This window comes from Morganella sp. GD04133 (assembly GCF_029835375.1).
Classification (GTDB): domain Bacteria; phylum Pseudomonadota; class Gammaproteobacteria; order Enterobacterales; family Enterobacteriaceae; genus Morganella; species Morganella morganii_B.
This window is the reverse complement of the sequence record NZ_JAODZS010000018.1, coordinates 1-21,687: the sequence shown is the minus strand read 5'-3', so window position 1 is coordinate 21,687 and position 21,687 is coordinate 1. Positions and strand designations below refer to the sequence as shown.

At 51.9% G+C, this 21,687-nt stretch carries 20 protein-coding genes; 14 read left to right on the top strand and 6 right to left on the bottom strand.

Translation table 11 applies throughout. The annotated features are described in order from the left end of the window. Positions 1-15 precede the first annotated feature (15 nt). The 3 genes from clpP to bolA form a co-directional block, all read right to left on the bottom strand. A complete protein-coding gene (gene clpP / locus N7387_RS10460) occupies positions 16-636 on the bottom strand; it encodes an ATP-dependent Clp endopeptidase proteolytic subunit ClpP (RefSeq protein ID WP_025151743.1) in 621 nt (206 codons plus the stop codon). Between the two features lie 265 nt (positions 637-901). Continuing rightward, positions 902-2,212 (bottom strand): trigger factor, encoded by a 1,311-nt coding sequence (tig, locus tag N7387_RS10455; RefSeq protein ID WP_279798784.1) that lies wholly within the window; start codon positions 2,210-2,212, stop codon positions 902-904. 270 nt (positions 2,213-2,482) lie between these two features. Further along, positions 2,483-2,812 (bottom strand): transcriptional regulator BolA, encoded by a 330-nt coding sequence (gene bolA / locus N7387_RS10450; protein ID WP_279798782.1) that lies wholly within the window; start codon positions 2,810-2,812, stop codon positions 2,483-2,485. A gap of 178 nt (positions 2,813-2,990) precedes the next feature. Here bolA and N7387_RS10445 point away from each other — a divergent pair, with 178 nt between their 5' ends. From N7387_RS10445 to N7387_RS10405, 9 genes are all read left to right on the top strand, one after another. Then, positions 2,991-3,572, top strand: coding sequence for a YajG family lipoprotein (locus tag N7387_RS10445; protein WP_025151746.1), 582 nt, complete (start codon positions 2,991-2,993; stop codon positions 3,570-3,572). Between the two features lie 92 nt (positions 3,573-3,664). Then, positions 3,665-5,152 carry a muropeptide MFS transporter AmpG gene (gene ampG, locus N7387_RS10440; protein WP_274371180.1) on the top strand — a complete coding sequence of 496 codons (1,488 nt, stop codon included), beginning with the start codon at positions 3,665-3,667 and terminating at the stop codon, positions 5,150-5,152. A gap of 241 nt (positions 5,153-5,393) precedes the next feature. Further along, positions 5,394-6,152 (top strand): outer membrane protein OmpK, encoded by a 759-nt coding sequence (locus N7387_RS10435; protein WP_025151748.1) that lies wholly within the window; start codon positions 5,394-5,396, stop codon positions 6,150-6,152. 357 nt (positions 6,153-6,509) lie between these two features. Next, positions 6,510-7,469: a cytochrome o ubiquinol oxidase subunit II gene (gene cyoA / locus N7387_RS10430; protein ID WP_262859081.1), complete on the top strand. Its 960-nt coding sequence runs from the start codon at positions 6,510-6,512 to the stop codon at positions 7,467-7,469. A gap of 3 nt (positions 7,470-7,472) precedes the next feature. Next, positions 7,473-9,464 carry a cytochrome o ubiquinol oxidase subunit I gene (gene cyoB, locus N7387_RS10425; RefSeq protein ID WP_262859080.1) on the top strand — a complete coding sequence of 664 codons (1,992 nt, stop codon included), beginning with the start codon at positions 7,473-7,475 and terminating at the stop codon, positions 9,462-9,464. After that, on the top strand, positions 9,454-10,068 hold the full coding sequence (locus tag N7387_RS10420; protein ID WP_279798777.1) for a cytochrome o ubiquinol oxidase subunit III: 615 nt from the start codon (positions 9,454-9,456) through the stop codon (positions 10,066-10,068). The genes cyoB and N7387_RS10420 overlap by 11 nt, the downstream gene beginning before the upstream one ends. Then, positions 10,068-10,400 carry a cytochrome o ubiquinol oxidase subunit IV gene (locus N7387_RS10415; RefSeq protein ID WP_004236445.1) on the top strand — a complete coding sequence of 111 codons (333 nt, stop codon included), beginning with the start codon at positions 10,068-10,070 and terminating at the stop codon, positions 10,398-10,400. Before N7387_RS10420 ends, N7387_RS10415 begins: the two co-directional genes overlap by 1 nt. A gap of 11 nt (positions 10,401-10,411) precedes the next feature. After that, entirely contained in the window at positions 10,412-11,296 is an 885-nt protein-coding gene (gene cyoE, locus N7387_RS10410) for a heme o synthase (RefSeq protein ID WP_024474585.1), read from the top strand. 108 nt (positions 11,297-11,404) lie between these two features. Further along, the gene (locus N7387_RS10405; RefSeq protein ID WP_279798773.1) at positions 11,405-12,766 is read left to right on the top strand and encodes an MFS transporter; all 1,362 of its coding nucleotides are present in this window, start codon (positions 11,405-11,407) and stop codon (positions 12,764-12,766) included. Positions 12,767-12,808: 42 nt separating this feature from the next. Here N7387_RS10405 and N7387_RS10400 read toward each other — a convergent pair whose 3' ends face one another. Beyond that, positions 12,809-13,300: a YajQ family cyclic di-GMP-binding protein gene (locus N7387_RS10400; protein WP_025151754.1), complete on the bottom strand. Its 492-nt coding sequence runs from the start codon at positions 13,298-13,300 to the stop codon at positions 12,809-12,811. 158 nt (positions 13,301-13,458) lie between these two features. Between N7387_RS10400 and panE the strand changes: the two genes are divergently transcribed. Together panE and yajL are read left to right on the top strand one after the other, a co-directional pair. Continuing rightward, entirely contained in the window at positions 13,459-14,361 is a 903-nt protein-coding gene (gene panE, locus N7387_RS10395; protein ID WP_279798772.1) for a 2-dehydropantoate 2-reductase, read from the top strand. After that, a complete protein-coding gene (yajL, locus tag N7387_RS10390) occupies positions 14,330-14,947 on the top strand; it encodes a protein deglycase YajL (protein WP_279798770.1) in 618 nt (205 codons plus the stop codon). The genes panE and yajL overlap by 32 nt, the downstream gene beginning before the upstream one ends. 41 nt (positions 14,948-14,988) lie before the next feature. Here yajL and N7387_RS10385 read toward each other — a convergent pair whose 3' ends face one another. Both N7387_RS10385 and thiI read right to left on the bottom strand, forming a co-directional pair. Further along, entirely contained in the window at positions 14,989-16,701 is a 1,713-nt protein-coding gene (locus tag N7387_RS10385; RefSeq protein WP_279798768.1) for a DUF4153 domain-containing protein, read from the bottom strand. Between the two features lie 145 nt (positions 16,702-16,846). Then, on the bottom strand, positions 16,847-18,295 hold the full coding sequence (gene thiI, locus N7387_RS10380) for a tRNA uracil 4-sulfurtransferase ThiI (RefSeq protein ID WP_107678509.1): 1,449 nt from the start codon (positions 18,293-18,295) through the stop codon (positions 16,847-16,849). Positions 18,296-18,507: 212 nt separating this feature from the next. On the opposite strand from thiI, the gene xseB reads away from it, so the two are divergent. From xseB to dxs, 3 genes are read left to right on the top strand one after another with little or no spacing between them, the layout of a single operon-like run. Next, on the top strand, positions 18,508-18,762 hold the full coding sequence (gene xseB / locus N7387_RS10375; protein ID WP_279798763.1) for an exodeoxyribonuclease VII small subunit: 255 nt from the start codon (positions 18,508-18,510) through the stop codon (positions 18,760-18,762). Between the two features lie 35 nt (positions 18,763-18,797). After that, on the top strand, positions 18,798-19,721 hold the full coding sequence (ispA, locus tag N7387_RS10370) for a (2E,6E)-farnesyl diphosphate synthase (protein WP_262859073.1): 924 nt from the start codon (positions 18,798-18,800) through the stop codon (positions 19,719-19,721). A 57-nt stretch (positions 19,722-19,778) separates the two neighbouring features. Then, positions 19,779-21,647 carry a 1-deoxy-D-xylulose-5-phosphate synthase gene (gene dxs / locus N7387_RS10365; protein ID WP_279798760.1) on the top strand — a complete coding sequence of 623 codons (1,869 nt, stop codon included), beginning with the start codon at positions 19,779-19,781 and terminating at the stop codon, positions 21,645-21,647. Positions 21,648-21,687 lie beyond the last annotated feature (40 nt).

The window sequence follows — 21,687 nt, the reverse complement described above, 5'->3', positions numbered from 1 at the left end:
CAGTACCGGTGTTACTTACCGGTGTGTGTAAATATGGTCAACCAGACCGTATTCCTGTGCTTCTTTCGCGGACAGGAAGCGGTCACGCTCGGTATCACGCTGAATTTCCTCAACGGATTTACCGGTATGGTGAGCTAATAAATCATTCATGCGCGCTTTCACTTTCAGAATTTCCTGAGCATGAATTTCAATATCAGTCGCTTGCCCCTGATAGCCGCCCAGCGGCTGGTGAATCATCACCCGGGAGTTCGGCAGACAGTAACGTTTGCCCGGCGCACCTGCCGTCAGTAAGAAAGCACCCATTGAGCAGGCCTGGCCTACGCAGATAGTGCTGACCTGCGGTTTGATAAACTGCATGGTGTCATAAATAGACATCCCGGCGGTGATCACGCCGCCCGGTGAGTTGATATAAAGACTGATGTCTTTTTCCGGGTTCTCAGCTTCCAGGAAGAGTAACTGTGCCACGATCAGGTTTGCCATATGATCTTCAACCTGGCCGGTTAAAAAGATAATACGGTCTTTTAATAAACGGGAATAGATATCGTAGGAGCGTTCACCGCGTGAAGTCTGCTCGATAACCATCGGCACCAGCGCCATGTTGGGTGCGAAAGTATCCTGATTGTCGTGATATGACATGTCCATCTCCTGATTGAATTTTATTGGTGCCTGGCGGATACCGGTCATTTTACTTGAGATCCGGTGAGATGACCATGCGCTATACGCGATCCGGTCATATAAGCAGCATATACTGTCCGCAGAGACCCTGTATGGCAAATATGGGGGATAACCACCGTTGTTTTCAAGGAATATTGTCAGAAATGACAAAAAAACCGCAGACAATACACATTGCCTGCGGTTTTCATCAGATAAACAGCCTTCAGCTGTTCACAAAGAGAGCGGATTAACCTGCTGCCTGAACCTGATTCATCAGATCAGTGAAACCGGTTTCTTTATCTGTCACTTTTGCTTTCGCCAGAACAGTTTCAACAGCCTGCTCTTCCAGTGCCAGATTACGGATACCATCCATCATCTGCTTGTTTTTGCTGTAGTATGCTACAACTTCAGCCGGATCTTCGTACGCTGATGCCATTTCTTCGATCAGGGCATTAACGCGATCATCTTCAGCTTTCAGTTCGTTAGAAGAAATCACTTCGCCTAACAGCAGACCAACCATTACACGGCGCTTAGCCTGCGCTTCAAACAGTTCACGCGGGAGTTCCATCGCCTGTTTTTCAGAGCCGCCGAAACGCTGTGCCGCCTGACGGCGCAGTTCTTCGATTTCGCTGTCAACCGCTGCTTTCGGTACATCGATTTCGTTTGCTTTCAGCAGACCGTCGATAACCTGGGATTTGATACGGTTGCGTACTGCGTTTTTCAGTTCGCGTTCCATATTTTTGCGGATTTCCGCTTTCAGACCTGCCTCGGAACCGTCGCCGATACCGAAACGTTTGATGAACTCTTCAGTCATTTCCGGCAGTTCGCGCTCTTCCACTTTTTTCAGGCTGATAGCGAATTTCGCTGCTTTCCCTTTCAGGTTTTCAGCGTGGTAATCTTCCGGGAATGTCACTTCGATGTCGAATTCTTCACCGGCTTTGTGACCCACGATACCGTCTTCGAAGCCCGGGATCATACGGTTCTGGCCCATGACCAGGACGAAATCAGACGATTTGCCGCCTTCGAACTCTTCGCCGTCAACAGAACCAGTGAAGTCGATAGTGATGCGATCGTCAGCTTTCGCTGCGCCTTCAATCACTTTCCACTCAGCCTGCTGTTTGCGCAGAGTTTCAACCATGCCGTCGATGTCTTCGTCTTTGACTTCAACAACCGGTTTTTCAACTTCGATTGTTTCCAGACCTTTCAGCTCAATTTCAGGGAAGACTTCAAACTCAACAGTGTAAGTGAAATCCTGACCTTCTTTGTACGGCTCATCAACTTTGTAGTCAGGCGCGCCGACAGGGTTGATTTTGTTTTCGATGATAGCGCTGACAAAGTTACGTGACATCAGGTCGCTCAGTGCATCCTGAACTGCCACATCGCCGTAACGCTGTTTGATGATGTTGTGCGGCACTTTACCTTTACGGAAACCATCGATACGTGCTTTTTTGGCGATTTCAGCTAATTGCTTAGTTACTTCTTTGTCAATATCGGCTGCAGGAACGGTGATTAATACACGACGCCCAAGGCCTTCAGTCGTTTCAACAGAAACTTGCATCTTATTACCTCAAAAAAGTCTATTGCTCGGTCAACTCCATATCTCACACCGGCCCGATGCCTGTGTGAAACGATAATGAACCGGGGCGGTCGCATTTAAAAACCGAGTTCCCTTATATTCAGAAGCGTCCCGAAACCATACGGAATTTCAGACGCGACATTATAGCGATGCTGACCGGCCGCGTCGAGAAGTGCAGACAAAAGAGTCTGAATTTCGCTCTTTTTCTGTTAAATTTTGTGCTGTACGCTGCTTTTTTACCCAACAGGCGGCTTACTTTCCGCCACCGTGACAGCGCGGGGACGGATTCACCGTGCCCTGACTGTTATCCCACTCATCCGGGGTATAGGTATGCAGCGCCAGCGCGTGAACCCCGTCCGCCAGTTCACCGGCCAGCAGGGTGTACATATGACGGTGACGAGCCACCGGACGCATACCCGCAAAGGTATCACTGACCACCACCACCTTAAAATGGGTTTCCGATCCCGCCGGAACATTGTGCTGACCACTCTCATTCACCACACTGATATAAAGAGGCGCGAGTGCATGATTCAGTTTTTCTTCAATACGCTGCTGCATTACAGCAGGAAATGATGCCGACATAACTATCCTTCCGGTCAATACTGGCTTTCAGAGAAAGCCCAGTGTAGTGAGTTTTTTATCAAAATCCATACCATTCACGGATAAAGCCGATTATCATCATGCACTAAGCCGAACACTCACGCCCCGGCGTTTATCCGGTGCGGTGACTGACTTCAACAACTTGTAACGGATCCCTATTATGTTGAAAAAATACCTCTTTCCGCTGTTCGCACTGATCTTACTGGCAGGGTGCCAGGCACCGTCCAACACCCTGTCAATTGAACCGGTGATGAAATTACCGTCTGCGGATCCGACGCTCGGTGCCGCTACTGTCTCCATTACCGGTGTGGATAAACGCCCGTCACAGACCCTGGCCGAATTCAGCCGTAACGGCCAGCTGGCACAGCTGCGTCCGTCCCGTGACCTGCGTTTCCTGATGCAGGAAACCCTGGAAAAACAGATGACCGCACGCGGTTTTATGATTGGCTCACCGGCAAATGCCAATGTGCAGATTTCCATCAATACCTTTAAGGCGGATGTGCAGGAAGGCAGCCTGCGTCATAACATTACCGTGAATATTGATATTACTGTTCTCGCCACCGCACAGAATAACAGCACAAAGAGCCGGACATTCCGTACCAGCTATAATGTGCAGGGTCCGTTAAGCGCCAGCAACGAGAAAATCACGGATGCCTTTAACCGCGCACTCAGCGATATCGTCGCGGATATGGCTCAGGATACCCAAATCAGTCAGTTCATTAAGCAGAACGCCCGCAACTAATCTGCCGGGCTGCCCGCCGCCGGATAACGCCGGGCGGCCTGCTGTTTTCAGTCACTGTCAATACGCCGCGCCTGCGGCGTGTGAGGATAATTATGCTCCGGAGTATTTGGGCGACATACAGCCAGCGTAATGCCCGTATTCTTTTATTGCTCGGTTTTGCATCCGGACTGCCGCTGGCGCTGACCAGCGGCACACTCCAGGCCTGGATCACCGTCGAAAACGTCGATATCAAAACCATCGGTTTTTTTACGCTTGTCAGCCAGGCCTATGTGTTTAAATTCCTGTGGGCACCGTTTATGGACCGCTACCAGCTGCCGTTCCTCGGACGGCGCCGCGGCTGGATGATAACCACACAGCTCCTGCTGGTCGTCAGTATTGCCGGTATGGGGATGCTGAAACCGACAGAGCACCTCTGGTGGCTGGCTGCCGCCGCCGCAATTGTTGCTTTTTGCTCGGCCTCACAGGACATCATTTTTGATGCCTATAAAACCGATTTACTGTCCGCGAAAGATCGCGGCACCGGCGCGGCAATATCAACCTTAGGTTACCGGCTGGCCATGCTGCTCTCCGGCGGTCTGGCGCTGTTTATTGCCCACCGCTATACCGGCTGGCAGAATATGTACCTGCTGATGGCAGGAATGATGCTGATTGGTGTGTTTGCCACGCTGAGAGCGAAAGAGCCGGAAACCGATGCCCCGCCGCCGCGCACACTGCGTGAGGCTGTCCGGGAGCCGCTTGCAGAGTTTTTCTCCCGCAATAACACCTGGCTGCTGTTACTGCTGATTGTCCTTTATAAGATGGGGGATGCCTTCGCCCTGACACTGAGTACACCGTTCCTGATCCGGGGGGCCGGGTTCGGCCCGGATGAAGTGGGTCTTATCAACAAGACCCTGGGACTGGCCGCCACGATTGTCGGGGCGCTGTACGGCGGTTATCTGATGCAGCGCTGGAGCCTGTTTAAGTCCCTGATGTTTTTCGGGCTCCTGCAGGGGGTTTCCAACATCGGCTACTGGGTGCTTTCCGTCACCCCCCAGAATATCTATATGATGGGCAGCGTGGTATTTATCGAAAATATCTGCGGCGGGATGGGCACGGCAGCCTTTGTCGCTCTGCTGATGACTCTCTGTAACCGGTCATTCTCCGCCACACAGTTTGCGCTGTTGTCAGCCTTATCTGCCGTCGGTCGTGTCTATACCGGTCCGTTTGCCGGCTGGATGGTGGAAGTCTACGGCTGGAGCTGGTTCTATCTGTTCACCGTGGTTGCTGCGGTTCCCGGTCTGTTGCTGCTGATGTTGTGCCGCAAAACGCTGCTCTACACTCAGAAAACAGAACAATTCCTGCCGCGGCGGCATTTCCGTAACGGCTACCGGACAGCAATGTCACTGCTCGGTATCACGGCAGTTCTGTTTACAGCCAGCCTGATCCTGCTGCTGACCGGCGTGTTTGAACTGACACCGGGCTTTATTCCGGACACGCTGAAAGGCGACCTGTTTATTTACGGCCTGAATATCGGTATTGCCGGGCTGTTCCTTGGCGGGCTGCTCGATTATTGTGCGCTCCGCCGCGATAAACTGGCCTGACCGGCTGCTACGAATATCAGAAAAAATTCAATCAAAAGTTTATAAAGCCGGTTTTAACCGGCTTTTTTTATTCCTGATTTTAGATATAAGTCACAATTTTTATAATTTATTTCCTGAAATTACATTCAAAACCACAAATACATCACATCACCCATTTTCCTTTTCGTGCCTTCACCCTATATTCGCGCAGTGACTTCTGACTTCTTTACTCTTTAACGACCAAATAAACAGCTAATAAATTATGAAAAAAACGACTATTGCAGCCCTGATTGCTGCAACCGCCGCGTTTTCTGCGCAGGCTGAATATCAGTGGGGATTCGCTAACGTCAGCATGAACTATCTGGACTGGACCCCGCATACCACTCACAAGAGTGGTAACAGCACACACAAGGATGACTTTGTGTATCTGGAGCTTGAGGGCGGCGCCGGTTTCAGCTGGGGTGAACTCTATGGTTTCTTCGATCTTGAGAATGCGTTTAACAGTAAAAACGATTCTGATGCCGGTGATAACCAGCGTTATACCTTCAAAACCACAGCGCGTATCTACCTGGGTGATACCGGTTTTAACGCCTACGGTCATGTCTACGGTACCTATTCCCTGCCGGGGAACGGCGGTAACTTCCATGAAGTGAATACCCTGTACGGTATCGGTTATAACACCGATTTCCACGGCTTATGGTTCAAACCGTTTGCTGCCCTGCACTATGTTGATCAGACGTTCTACAGCGGTAACAACGGTTATGTTCTCGGCTGGGTTGCCGGTTATGACTTTAACCTGTGGAATGAAAAATTCAGTATCACCAACTGGAACGAAATCGAACTTAACCGTAACGACCGTTACGGCAACGGCGGGCGTGACGGCGTCAACGGTGCCCTGGCCTTATGGTGGACACCGGTTCCGTCAGTGACAACCGGCATTCAGTACCGCTATGCGGATAACAAACTGGGTGAGGATTTTTACCAGCAGGCTGTGGTTTACAGCATAAAATATAACTTCTAGATCACCTTTTTTCGCTGCGGGAGGCAAAAACCTCCCGTATTTTTACCAGTAAATTGTTTCTGAACAAAAAAATTTCACTATTACATCACATAAAGTGTAATAATCAGTGTTTTATCCTTTCGGTATTTCCTTCCCTAATCTAAGCTTAAACATACATTTGTCTTCTTATTGTTAAAATTGTAACTTTTATTTCATGATTTCATAAAAACAGACTTACTTGTGATCCTTTTAACATAAAGAGGCAACAAACCCATCAATCCTATTACATATATTTACACTGATCTTACCTTGCCGTAATATGTGCGGACTGATGAAACGACAAGAGTACTTGAGTACCTTTGTTTTTGGGGTCGTTGGATGAGACTTATGAACTACAAAAAGAGTATTGGGATAATCTCGCTGCTCGCATCTGCGCTTTTGCTGGGCGGATGTGATATGGCGCTGATGAACCCGAAAGGCACTATCGGTGCTGAGCAAAAAACACTGATTTTAACCGCCATTGGTCTGATGCTCATTGTGGTTATTCCGGTCATTATCATGGCAATCGTATTTGCCCTGCGTTACCGGGAAACCAGAAAAGCAACTTACCGTCCTGACTGGGCGCATTCCAATAAAATCGAGCTGGTCGTCTGGACAGTTCCGATTATTATCATTCTGATCCTGGGTACCATCACATGGAAAACCACCCATGAGCTGGATCCGTACAAGCCGCTGGTCAGTGACCAGGAGCCTGTCACCATCCAGGTTATCTCAATGGACTGGAAATGGTTATTTATCTATCCGGATCAGGGCATTGCCACAGTGAATGAAATCGCATTTCCTGTCGGTGTTCCTGTCAATTTCAAAATCACCTCTGATTCTGTGATGAACTCGTTTTTCATCCCGCAGTTAGGCGGCCAGATTTATGCAATGGCCGGTATGCAGACCAAACTGCATCTGATTGCGGAAGAACCGGGCGTGTACAAAGGCATTTCTGCCAGTTACAGCGGCCATGGTTTCTCTGACATGAAATTTACCGCCACCGCCACCCCGACACGCGAAGCTTTCGATGAATGGGTTGCGAAGGTGAAAGCCTCACCGGATACCCTGACCACCACCGAAGCGTTTGACGCACTGGCAAAACCGAGCGTCAACAACCCGGTTGTCTATTTCTCCGCAGTCAAACCAAACCTGTATGTTGAGACCATTAACAAATTCGGTCACAGCGGTCACGGTGCAGGGAAGACACACGAAGGCGAAAGCCATTCAATGATGAACATGAGCGCAGATGAACACGGCAGTCATATGCCGGCAGCTCATGCCGGGAATGAGGGGTAAAGCATGTTCGGAAAATTAACACTGGATGCCATCCCCCTGCATGAGCCTATCGTTGTTATTACGGTACTGGGTATCATTCTGGGTGGTGCTGCACTTGTCGGTCTTATTACCTACTTCCGCAAATGGACGTGGTTATGGACCGAATGGCTGACTACCGTTGACCATAAAAAAATCGGTATTATGTACATCATCGTTTCGATGGTGATGCTTATCCGTGGTTTTGCTGACGCCATTATGATGCGCGCCCAGCAGGCCCTTTCGTCTGCCGGTGAAGCCGGATTCCTGCCGCCTGAGCACTACGATCAGATCTTTACCGCCCACGGCGTTATCATGATCTTCTTCGTCGCGACACCGTTTGTTGTCGGTCTGATGAACCTGGTTGTACCGTTACAGATCGGCGCCCGTGATGTTGCCTTCCCGTTCCTGAACTCCCTGAGCTTCTGGTTCTTTGTGGTCGGCGTAATGCTGGTGAATATCTCTCTCGGTATCGGGGAATTTGCCCAGACCGGCTGGCTGGCCTATCCGCCGCTGTCGGGACTGGAATATAATCCGGGCGTCGGGGTCGATTACTGGCTGTGGAGTCTTCAGATATCCGGTATCGGTACCTTACTGACCGGGGTAAACTTCTTCGCCACCATTCTGCGTATGCGCGCACCGGGCATGTCGATGATGAAAATGCCGGTCTTTACCTGGGCGGCATTCTGTACCAACATCCTGATTATCGCCGCGTTCCCGATTCTGACTGTCACCTTAACCGGCCTGACATTAGACCGCTACCTGGGCACCCATTTCTTCACCAATGATATGGGCGGCAACATGATGATGTACATCAACCTGGTGTGGGCATGGGGCCACCCGGAAGTGTATATCCTGGTTCTGCCGGTCTTCGGGGTCTTCTCTGAAGTCACTGCGACATTCTCGAAAAAACGCCTGTTCGGCTATACCTCACTGGTATGGGCAACTATCGCGATTACCGTACTGTCCTTTATCGTCTGGCTGCACCACTTCTTTACCATGGGCTCCGGTGCGAACGTCAACGCCTTCTTCGGTATCGCCACGATGATCATCTCCATTCCGACCGGGGTGAAGATATTCAACTGGCTGTTTACCATGTATCAGGGGCGTATCGAGTTCAAAACCCCGATGCTCTGGACGGTCGGCTTTATTATCACCTTCTCCGTCGGTGGTATGACCGGGGTTCTGCTGGCCGTGCCGGGCGCAAACTTTGTCCTGCATAACAGCCTGTTCCTGATTGCACACTTCCATAACGTCATCATCGGCGGTGTGGTCTTCGGTTGCTTCGCCGGTACCGCTTACTGGTTCCCGAAAGCGTTCGGTTTCACCCTGAACGAAAAATGGGGTGTCCGTGCATTCTGGTGCTGGTTCATCGGTTTCTTTGTTGCCTTTATGCCGGTTTACGTGCTGGGCTTCATGGGAATGACCCGCCGTATCAGCCAGAACATTGACCCGACCTTCCACACCATGTTGTTAATCGCAGCGGTCGGCGTGGCGATTATCGGTGTCGGTATTCTGTGCCAGGTTATTCAGTTCTACGTCAGTATCCGTGACCGCGACCAGAACCGCGACCTTACCGGGGATCCGTGGGGCGGCCGCACACTGGAGTGGGCAACCTCTTCACCACCGCCGTTCTACAACTTTGCTGAAGTACCGGATGTTCAGTCCCGTGATGAGTGGTGGGATATGAAAGAAAAAGGTACTGCGCATAAACGCCCTGCAAAATATGAAGAAATTCATATGCCGAAAAACACGGCTGCAGGTGTGATTATCGCCGGTTTCAGCCTGATCTTTGGTTTCGCCATGATCTGGCATATCTGGTGGCTCGCGATTGTCGGTTTCGCCGGCATGATCGTCACCTGGATTGTGAAAAGCTTCGACGAAGATGTGGATTACTATGTTCCTGTGGCCGACGTCGAGAAAATCGAAAACGCCCACTACGAGCAACTGAGCAAGGCAGGTGTGGATAATGTCAACTAATACCCTGACTCAACATAATAACGCCCATGATGATCATGGGCATCACGATGCAGGTGCGACCAAGGTCTTCGGATTCTGGGTCTACCTGATGAGTGACCTGATTCTGTTTGCGAGTCTGTTCGCCATTTATGTGGTGCTGAAAGACGGCACCGCCGGCGGCCCGTCGGGCAAAGAGATCTTTAACTTACAGTTTGTACTGGTGGAAACCTTCCTGCTGTTATTCAGCAGTATCACCTACGGCTTTGCCATGCTGGCAATGAACCGCAATCAGGTGGGTCAGGTTAATCTGTGGTTATTTGTCACCTTCCTGTTCGGCCTCGGCTTCGTGGCAATGGAAATCTATGAATTCAATGAATTAATCAGCGAAGGTTACGGCCCTGACCGCAGCGGCTTCCTGTCCGGTTTCTTCACCCTGGTGGCAACACACGGTTTGCACGTCACCGCCGGTCTTATCTGGATCATCATCATGATCATCCAGATCAGCCGCCGCGGCCTGACCGAAGTGAATAAAACCCGCCTGAACTGCTTAAGCCTGTTCTGGCACTTCCTGGACGTGGTCTGGATTTGTGTGTTCACCGTTGTTTATCTGTTGGGGGCACTGTAATGAGTCATTCAAATACAGCCGGTACCGGGGCAAGCCACGGTAGTGTGAAAACCTATCTGATCGGTTTTATATTATCGGTCATTCTGACAGTTATCCCGTTTTATATGGTGATTGAGGGAACCGCCTCAACATCTGTACTGCTGGCAACTGTTGTGATTACCGCTGTTGTTCAGATTCTTGTTCACCTGGTGTGCTTCCTGCACATGAATACCGCGTCTGAAGAGCGCTGGAACCTGATTGCGTTCCTGTTCACGCTCCTCATTATCGGTATCGTGGTTGTGGGTTCACTGTGGATTATGTACAACCTGAACATCAATATGATGGTTGATTAAGGGTTGCCGATATGATGAAGCAATACCTGCAAGTGACCAAACCGGGAATTATTTTCGGAAATTTAATTTCTGTGGTCGGGGGATTCCTGCTCGCCTCCAAAGGTGACATTGATTACCCTCTGTTCATTGCGACATTGCTCGGTGTCTCGCTGGTCGTGGCCTCCGGTTGTGTTTTTAACAATTACATCGACCGCGACATCGACTCCGTCATGGAACGCACGAAAAACCGCCCTCTGGTAAGAGGGCTTATTGACCCGAAAATCAGTCTGGTTTATGCCTCTGTGCTGGGTATTGCCGGCATGGTGCTGCTGTTAGTGGCCGCCAATGCAGTGGCAATGCTGATTGCTGTTGTCGGCTTTGTGGTTTATGTCGGGGTTTACAGCCTGTACATGAAACGCAAATCAGTCTACGGCACACTGGTCGGCAGTCTGTCCGGTGCCGCACCGCCGGTTATCGGCTACTGCGCGGTAACCGGTCAGTTTGATACCGGCGCACTGATCCTGCTGTTAATCTTCAGTTTATGGCAGATGCCGCACTCCTACGCGATTGCCATTTTCCGTTTCAAAGATTACCAGGCGGCTAATATCCCTGTACTGCCGGTGATTAAGGGTATTTCTGTGGCGAAAAACCACATTATCCTGTACATCATCGCCTTTATGTTTGCCACACTGATGCTCGCCATCAGCGGGTATGCGGGATATAAGTACCTGATTGTCGCTGCGGCAGTCAGTGTCTGGTGGCTGGGCATGGCGTTATCGGGCTATAAGACAACAAATGATCGTGTCTGGGCGCGTAAGCTGTTCGTGTTCTCCATTGTCGCTATCACGTCACTCAGTGTGATGATGTCTGTTGACCCAAGTGTCTCCGGTGATGTTCTGCTGGCCTACAGTCGTTAACACACACTTTCTGTAATAACAAAATGGCAGGGTTCCCCTGCCATTTTGTGTTTAGCAAAAACCACAAATCTCATTAGAATGTGGTGTCTGTTTTTTTGAGGTTATCCCATGAACGATAATAAAATGACTCCGGTTGAGCGTCGCGCGACCTGGGGGTTAGGCTCGGTATTTTCTCTGCGCATGCTCGGCATGTTCATGGTATTGCCTGTTATCACCACGTTCGGACTCGATTTTAAAGACGCCACCAGCACTCTGATCGGCTTTGCCATTGGTGTCTACGGCCTGACCCAGGCTATCTTCCAGATCCCCTTCGGCCTGCTTTCTGACAAAATCGGCCGTAAACCACTGATTGTCGGCGGGCTGATTATCTTTATGGCGGGCAGTATTGTTGCCGCACTCAGCCACTCTATCTACGGCGTGATTGCCGGACGGGCGCTTCAGGGTGCAGGCGCGATATCCGCTGCCGTCATGGCATTACTGTCCGATACCACCCGCGAACAAAACCGCACCAAAGCAATGGCATTTATCGGTATCAGTATCGGGATCACCTTTGCTGTCGCTCTGGTGCTCGGCCCGGTACTGGCGGATATCGTCGGTCTGTCCGGCCTGTTCTGGGGCATTGCCCTGCTCGCCTTCCTCGGGATCCTCGTCACCCTGTATGTGGTGCCGGACAACAAGGAGCATCGCCAGAACCGTGAAACCGCCGTGGTAAAAGGTGCGATTAAACAGGTGCTGATGGATAAACAGCTCGCACGGCTGAATTTCGGGATCCTCGCCCTGCACACTCTGCTGATGGCGACCTTTGTCGCCCTTCCTCTGGTAATGAGTGATGCCGGGCTGGCACGGGAATCTCACTGGAAAGCGTATCTGTACACCATGCTGATTGCCTTTGTGTCTGTGCTGCCGTTTATTATTTATGCGGAAAAGTACCGCAAAATGAAGCAGGTTTTTATCAGTTGCGTGGTCATGATGGCACTGGCGGAAATCGTGTTTCTGCTGGCAGGCAAAAACCTGTGGCTGCTTTACGGTGGATTACAGATTTTCTTTATCGCCTTCAATGTGATGGAAGCGATTTTGCCGTCACTGATCAGCAAAGAAGCGCCCGCAGGCTATAAAGGCACAGCGATGGGGATCTACTCCACCAGCCAGTTTATCGGCGTGGCACTGGGCGGCAGCCTCGGCGGCCTGCTCTACGGCATCCATGGTGCAGTGGCGGTTTTCGGCGGTGGCCTGATACTGACACTTCTCTGGCTGGCTGTCAGCCTGACACTGCGTCAGCCGCCGTATGTCAGCAGTCTGCGGCTGGAATTACCGGAAAATGCTGTAAATAATCCGGATATTGCCGCGAAGTTACGCGAACAACCGGGTGTGTGTGATGTGGTGATTATTGCGCAGGAACGGGCGGTATATGTAAAAACGGACACCAGACTGTCAAACCGCAGACAACTTGAAGCGGTTTTACAGGGCTGACAGGAACCGGCAACCATGCTGATGCAGGTTGCCGGATAACACTCAGTCGCGGAAGTTTTTGAACTGGAAAGGCTGGCCCAGTTTCCCTTCACGCACCAGTGCCATAACGGACTGTAAATCATCACGGGATTTGCCGGTCACACGGACTTCTTCTCCCTGGATTTGTGCCTGTACTTTCAGTTTGCTGTCTTTGATCAGCTTGACGATTTTTTTCGCCAGTGCTGTGTCGATCCCCTGTAACAGGGTTGCCTCAACACTGTACAGCTTACCGCTGTGAACAATCTCATCCGGTACGGTCAGAGACGCGCCGTCGATTCCGCGTTTCGCCAGTTTTTCCCGCATAATATCAACCAGCTGATTGACCTGGAAATCAGATTCACTGGTCATTTTAACACTGTTATTTTTCTCATTGAGCTCAATCGTCGCGGTAATGTTGCGAAAATCCCAGCGGCTGGTCACTTCACGCTGTGCGTTTTCCACGGCATTGCGCACTTCATGTAATTCAACTTCAGAAACAATATCAAATGATGGCATCGGAAAACCTCCCTATATTCAACTGACCGGCATAATACCGGGTTTATCAGACCAACAAAAGCACTATATTTCCCGCTATATTTACTAAGGTGCAAACGGCCAAAAAGTGGTACTATTCAGTGATATTGCTCACATCTTTTTCGCTGTCCGGAGTCCTTATGAAAATAACAGTACTGGGTTGCGGCGCAATCGGGAAACTCTGGCTCGCTGCACTGTCAGGCAATCATGAGGTGCAGGGATGGATGCGTGTTCCCCAGCCCTACCTGAATGTGAATATTGACTCTCTGAACGGAGAGCCGTTTTACGGGCAATTTACCACAAACGATCCGGAATTCCTCGCACAAACCGAATTATTACTGGTTTGCCTGAAAGCCTGGCAAACCTCCGAAGCGGTTAATCAGCTGCTGCCGCAGATACCGGAATCCTGCCCGGTGTTACTGCTGCACAATGGTATGGGTGTGGCACGTGAATTATCCCGCTGCCCGAACCCGCTGCTGACCGGCATCACCTCTCACAGCGCATTTGAAGAAAATGGTCTGCTGCATCACAGCCGCCGGGGACTGACCCACATCGGCCCGGTGAATGAACGTGCCCGTCATTACGGTCATCTGGCGGATATTCTGCATGATGCCCTGCCGGACGTCGCCTGGCATGATGAAATTGATGCCGCCAGCTGGCAAAAACTCGCCGTGAACTGTGTCATTTCCCCGCTGACCGTTATTTATGACTGTAAAAACGGCGAACTGATGGCGCACCTGCCGCAAATCCGCGTGCTGTGTGATGAAGTGGCGGAAGTGATGCTGCGTGAGGGGATCCACACTGACGGTGATGATATCTATGAATACATTCTTCATGTGATTGAAAAAACCGCTGATCACAGCTCCTCCATGCGCCGGGATATTCTTTACGGTCGTTATACCGAAATTGACTACATCACCGGCTATCTGCTGCAACGCGCCCGCTATCACGGGATCCTGCTGCCGGAACATATTCACGTTTACAGCCTCGTCAAACAAAAAGAGGAACAAAATGCCCCCTTCAGTTCTCATTTGTCTCGCTGACGGCTGCGAAGAAACCGAAACCGTCACCACTGCGGATCTGCTGGTTCGCGCCGGTGTGACGGTCACACTCGCCAGTGCCAATGATGACGGCAGTTGCCTGGTCACCGGTTCACGCGGGATCCGTATTATGGCCGATGTCCCGCTGGTGCGGGTGGCGGACACCCCGTTTGATGCCATTGTGCTGCCGGGCGGCCTGAAAGGCGCGGAGAATCTGCGTGACAGCCCGCTGGTGATTGAAAAAATCCGCCGTATGCATTGTGACGGGCACATTGTTGCCGCTATCTGCGCGGCACCGTCTGTCATTCTGGTAGCCCATAATCTGTTTCCGCTCGGCAATATGACCGGCTATCCTGCGCTGGAAGATAAAATACCGGCAAAACAGTGGGTCAATCAGCGGGTCTATTTTGATGAGCGTGTTAATCTGCTGACCAGCCAGGGCCCGGCCACTGCCATCGATTTTGCCCTGCGTCTGACAGAGCGCCTGTGCGGACAGGAAACCGCCGCGAAAGTCGCGGCGGAATTAGTGCTGCCACCGGGGATATGGGATTATCAGGACACCCCTTACCGCACCCTGGCAGATAACTGATAAAAACGCCCGGCTCTCTGTGATGCCGGGCGTTTTCATATTTACTGTACTTGTGGTTCCGGCGTCACCATCATCCAGACTTTGGGTTTCAGTGAATAATGTCCCGCCTTCAGCGCTGCCCAGGCCGCCAGCTTCTCTTCTTCAGAGGCATACTGAATATCCTGGTAATCACGTTCTTCCCAGACTTGTTTATCCGGCTGACCGTCTGTGACTTCAATGGTTTGCTGCCAGATCTGACAATAGAACGATAAATCAGAATAACCGCTGACACAGACCAGCGCATCATCCTGTCCGTCGCCGTCCGCATCCGCCATAAAGCCGAGACACTCCCCGTTCGCGGAGGATTCCGTACAGAACCAGCTGCGTGTCACATCCGGTTTTCCCTCCCACCAGGATTCCGGTAATTCCGGGCTGCCCGGTACGGTGAGCATGACCTCCCGCAGTGTCCGGCGGTTATCCTGATCATAAGAGGAGTATGTCAGTGCTTTGCGGTATTCCGGATTGTCATTCAGCACCGCAAGTACCGCGTCTCCCCGCTGCCCGAGACGTTCCAGGGTATAGCGGATATCTGACGTCACGTTGATTTTGCCCTTTTCAATACCTGCCAGAATACTGTTTGCCGTGATCTGTTTAAAATCGGCCAGCGGGCTGCTGATCACCAGAATAACCGCCATCAGCGTCAGTAATCCGGCTTTGTTGACCGGCCCGAGCAGTACCGCCCACCCGCTGCGTTTCCATAACAGGGCCGCACTGTACGCCAGTACAACCACAGCCAGAAACAGCGCAATACTGAATCCGTATAAGCGATCCATACTCCAGCTGTATTGATTAACCCGCACCAGAATGCCGTAAACCGATGACAGTGAGAAAATATTCAGCAGTAGCACACCAGCCAGCACCAGTCCGTTGAGCCAGGAGCGGAAGCGCGGGACACACGCATTACCGTAAACCAGATTCAGCAGAATGATGTTCAAAGCGACAAACCAAATCATGGTGAATGAACCCAGCCCGCTGACACGAACACCGGTAACCACGGATAACAATAATCCGCCTGCCGCAATCACACCAATAACGGTCAGCAGCGGCAACAGCACCCGCGCCACATACCCGGCGATTTTTCCGGTACTGAAAGAAAAGGCGGACTGAATAAACACCAGACTGATATTAAAGCCGAGACAAAAACTCATCCAGTAATACAGTGAGTCATCCAGCCAGTCACTGAGAAACGTCAGATTCACAATCCGGAACAGGTAGATCGCCAGAAACAGCACTCCCATCACCAGCAGGCCGATAAGCCCTGCCAGCGCACCCAGCACGGTGTTTCTGACATACTGTTCCGTCAGCAGCGCATAATCCGGGTTCCGTGAACCTGAGGACTGCCGCTGCTGCAACCACGGCAGGATCAGCCAGAACAGCAATACCAGCAGCGGGATCAGCGAAGAAAGTTCCCGGGTGTGACCCGCCGTTGCCTCACTCAGATACCAGTAATTCATCCAGACACAGAGAGCCGCCGTCAGAACCAGCCCTGCCCAGAGAGCCGCAGAGGAAAACCGGTTGATCAGATAACTGAATACCGTCGGCACAAACAGCGCCAGCAGCATCGGCAGCCAGACCAGTGACCCCGGTACCTGCCACGAACTGCGGATAAGGTAATCGGATGTTGCATTCAGTGTGAGCCCCTGAAGGAGCACCACCACAATAACAATAAAATAGATAAAACGGCTTGCCGGTGCCTGAACCGCACTGTTTTTCATGCTGAAACCCCGTCAGTAATGGATGTTGCTGCCGGACAGCATAGAGTCTGAACAGGCACAACGGTATCCCTTACACTCTGAAAAAAGACAATAAAAAACCCCGGCTCCTCAGAGACGGGGTTCAGAAATAAATGACAGCGGTGACTCAGGGACGGTACACCTTCACATTGGTATAGCCCTGCTCTGCCAGATAAAGCGCCTGCAGACGGCTCATCACTCCGCGATCGCAATAGAGCAGATAAGTGGTCTCCGCCGGTAAATCACCGAACTGAGTGCTGAGTTTGTAGAACGGCAGTGTGCGCACTTCGGTCCCCTCAATTTTCAGCGGATGTGATTCCTGTTCATCCGGCGAACGGATATCCAGCACCACATCGGTGGCAGACAGTTCAGACACCATCTCCACTTCAGTGACCTGCTGCTCACTCTGCTGTGCGATCACACGGATATCCATGTTCTGCGCGTTGAGTACCACATCATCCAGAATCGCAAAGTCGAATTTCTCTTCTTCGGCTTCGATTTTCTCTTTCACCGCTTTCACTGTCGGGTTTTTCGAGATCACGCCGCAGAATTCCGGCATGGTACGGGCAAAATCTTCAGTACCGATCTGACGGGCGAGATTGATAATGGTTTCTTTGTCGTGAGAGATCAGCGGACGCAACACCAGAGTGTCAGTCGCGTTGTCGATCATGCGCAGGTTAGTCAGCGTCTGGCTGGAAACCTGTCCCAGCGCTTCGCCGGTCACAATCGCCTGCACGCCATAGCGTTCCGCAACACGGGATGCCGCACGGACCATCATCCGCTTGAGCACCACGCCCATCTGGCCGTCATCCACTTTTTCCAGGATTTCCGCCACCACCGGCTCAAAGTTCACCGCCACAAAACGGACTTTGTGCGAGCTGCCGAAGCGGTTCCACAGGTAATGCGCCACCTGTTTCACACCGATTTCATGTGCCGCACCGCCTAAATTAAAGAAGCAGTAATGAACGCGGCAACCACGGCGCATCAGCATATAACTGGAGACACCGGAATCGAACCCGCCGGAGATCAGAGATAACACATCTTCCTGAGTCCCGATCGGGAAACCGCCGATCCCTTCCAGACGGCGTACCACGAGGATCAGTTTGTCATCTTCCACTTCCAGATTCACCGTCACATCCGGATGCGTCAGTTTCACCTTAGCGGACGGAATATGCTGGTTCAGGCCGCCGCCGACATAGCGCTCCAGCTCGATGGAGCTGAACGGGTGCTTACCACGGCGCTTGGCGCGGACACAGAAGGTTTTATTTTCCAGTGATGCGGCATACATCTCAAACGTCTGCTCATAGATATTATGCAGATCGGTAAATGCACGCTCTTCCACCTGTAAAATATGGTGGATACCGGGAATGCGGGTCAGGCGGTCAGCCACCCCCTCACCAAGCTCTTCTTTCTTCACGCGGACTTCAAGATAGTCCCAGTGACGGACAACCGCCACGTCTTCGGCCAGATCCTTAAGCACATTGCGGATATTACTGGTCAGAATTTTAATAAAGCGCAGGCGGACACTCTGGCTTTTGATGGTAATTTCAGGAAATAATTTAATGATAAACTTCATAACGGTTTACTGGCTATCGGCTTGATTTGCAAAGGACGGAGCAGCCGGCGTCAGGCAGCGGCAATCCCCGTTGATGAAATTGAAAGGCGTCAGTATATCACCATATCTCGATCTGCCCCGTAAAAATCGTAAATGAAAGGCACAATTTTCACTGAAAAGTGTAAACTAGGAATTATTTGCGACATAAATGCAACATCAGTGAAAAACAGACCATGACCAAAAAAACATCCGCAATGAAAACCGATGCACTGAGCTTTGAAGCATCACTCGATGCCCTTGAAGGGATCGTCACCCGCCTGGAAGCGGGTAACCTGCCACTGGAAGAAGCCCTGGCCGAGTTTGAACGCGGTATCGCACTGACGCGCACCAGCCAGAAAACCCTGATGGCAGCCGAACAGCGGGTTCAGATCCTGCTTAATGATGATGAAAACGCCCCGCTGAGCGATTTTACACCTGAAAATGACTGACCGCCCGGATCCGGCGGTTCCCTGTGTGAACGAGAATGACCATGCCAGAACAAACTCCCGAAACATTCCGCAACCAACTGACACAGGCCAGAGAGCGTGTTGATCACGTTCTTGATGAGATCCTGACCACACTGCCGTTTGCCGCCACCGACATGGGTAAAGCCATGCATTACGGTGCCCTGCTCGGCGGAAAACGTCTGCGCCCGTTCCTGGTGTACGCCACCGGTGAGATGTTTGGTGTGACGGCTGAAAACCTGGATGCCCCGGCGGCAGCGATTGAGTGTATTCACGCCTATTCCCTGATCCATGACGATTTACCGGCCATGGATGACGACACACTGCGCCGCGGCAAACCGACCTGCCACGTCGCCTTTGGTGAAGCGAATGCCATTCTGGCAGGTGACGCCCTGCAAACCCAGGCATTCGCAATCCTCGCGGCGCGGCCGATGCCGGATGTCCGCCCGGAAGACCGTCTGGCGATGATCGCCGAACTGGCCGATGCCGCCGGTCTTGGCGGAATGTGCGGTGGCCAGGCGCTTGATCTGGCAGCAGAAGGAAAAAACATCGGTATTCATGCGCTGGAACAAATACACAACCATAAGACCGGTGCTTTAATCCGTGCTTCCGTCCGCATGGGCGCAATGAGTGCCGGTGAGGCAGGTTATGCCGCATTACCGGCTCTCGACACTTACGCACAGGCTATCGGCCTGGCGTTTCAGGTTCAGGATGACATTCTGGATGTTATCGGTCATACGGATGTGATCGGAAAAAGCCAGGGCAGCGACGCCGCGCACGGGAAGAGCACCTATCCGGCGCTGCTCGGGCTGCAGGCAGCTCAGGATAAAGCACAGGCGCTTTATCAGGAGTCACTGGCTGCGCTTTCACAGCTTGAAGAACATCATTACAACACAGCAACCCTGCGTGAACTTGCTAATTTTGTGATTGAACGTAACAGCTAATCCGTCCGGCACGTTCCGGTATTTTCAGAAACTTTAATAAGAATTAGTGAGCATTACATGAGTATTGATATCGCTAAATATCCGACTTTGGCACTCGTTGAGACGCCCGATGATTTGCGTCTGTTACCGAAAGAGAGTTTACCGAAACTCTGCGATGAACTGCGGCAATATCTGTTAAACAGCGTCAGCCGTTCCAGCGGGCATTTTGCCTCCGGTCTCGGCACGATTGAACTGACCGTGGCACTCCATTATGTCTATCAGACGCCGTTTGATAACCTGATCTGGGATGTCGGCCATCAGGCCTATCCGCACAAGATCCTGACCGGACGCCGCGACCGTATTGACACTATCCGCCATAAAAACGGGCTGCACGCCTTCCCGTGGCGCGAAGAGAGTGAATATGATGTACTGAGTGTCGGCCATTCCTCCACCTCCATCAGTGCCGGTGTCGGGATGGCGGTTGCCGCTGCCCGTGAGGGACGCAACCGCAAAACCGTCTGTGTGATCGGTGATGGTGCGATTACTGCCGGTATGGCCTTTGAGGCAATGAACCACGGCGGGGATATCAAATCCGACATGCTGGTGATCCTCAACGACAACGAGATGTCCATCTCCGAAAACGTCGGTGCCCTCAATAACCACCTGGCGCAGCTGCTTTCCGGCAAGCTTTACACCACGCTGCGTGAAGGCGGCAAAAAAGTGTTCTCCGGCCTGCCGCCTATCAAGGATCTGCTGAAGAAAACCGAAGAGCACATCAAAGGCATGGTGGTGCCGAGCACCTTCTTTGAAGAGCTGGGCTTCAATTACATCGGGCCGGTGGACGGACACGACGTGCTTGCGCTGATCCAGACGCTGAAAAATATGCGTGACCTGAAAGGTCCTCAGTTCCTGCATATTATGACGAAAAAAGGGCGCGGTTATGAACCGGCTGAAAAAGATCCGATCAGCTGGCACGCCGTGCCGCAGTTTGATCCGTCAACCGGCACACTGCCGAAAAGCAAATCGTCCAAACCGACCTTCTCAAAAATCTTCGGTGACTGGCTGTGTGAAGAAGCAGAACACGACCCGAAACTGATGGCGATCACCCCCGCCATGCGCGAAGGTTCCGGTATGGTACGCTTCTCCAAATCCTTCCCGGATCAGTATTTTGATGTCGCGATTGCTGAACAGCACTCTGTCACCTTTGCCGCCGGGCTGGCTATCGGCGGTTACAAGCCGGTTGTTGCGATTTACTCCAGCTTCCTGCAGCGCGCCTACGACCAGGTGATCCACGATGTCGCGATCCAGAAACTGCCGGTGCTGTTTGCTATTGACCGCGCCGGGATTGTCGGTAACGACGGCCCGACACACCAGGGAGCGTTTGATCTCTCCTTCCTGCGCATCCTGCCGAACATGGTGATCATGACCCCGAGTGATGAAAACGAGTGCCGCCAGATGCTGCACACCGGCTATCACTACGGCAAAGGCCCGGTGGCGGTGCGTTATCCGCGCGGCGGCGGCTGTGGTGCCACACTTCAGCCATTGGCTCAGATTGAGATCGGTAAAGGTGTTGTGCGCCGTGAAGGGGAAAAAACCGCGATTCTGGTCTTCGGTACCCTGCTGGAAGAAGTGCTGAAAGCAGCGGAAAACCTGAACGCCACCGTGGTGGATATGCGTTTTGTCAAACCGCTGGATGAAGCCCTGATCCTGGAAATGGCAGCACGTCATGACACCCTGGTGACCGTCGAGGAAAACGCCGTTATGGGCGGTGCAGGCAGTGGTGTGAATGAGTTCCTGATGGCGCAGCGCAAGCCGGTGCCGGTGCTCAATATCGGCCTGCCGGACAGCTATGTGCCGCAGGGCGACCAGGAAGAGATCCGCAGCGATATGGGCCTGGATTCAGAGCATATTCAGAAGTCTATCGAAGCGTATCTGGCAAAAGCCTGATTACTTTTCTCCGGACACAAAAAACCCTGCATCACATCAG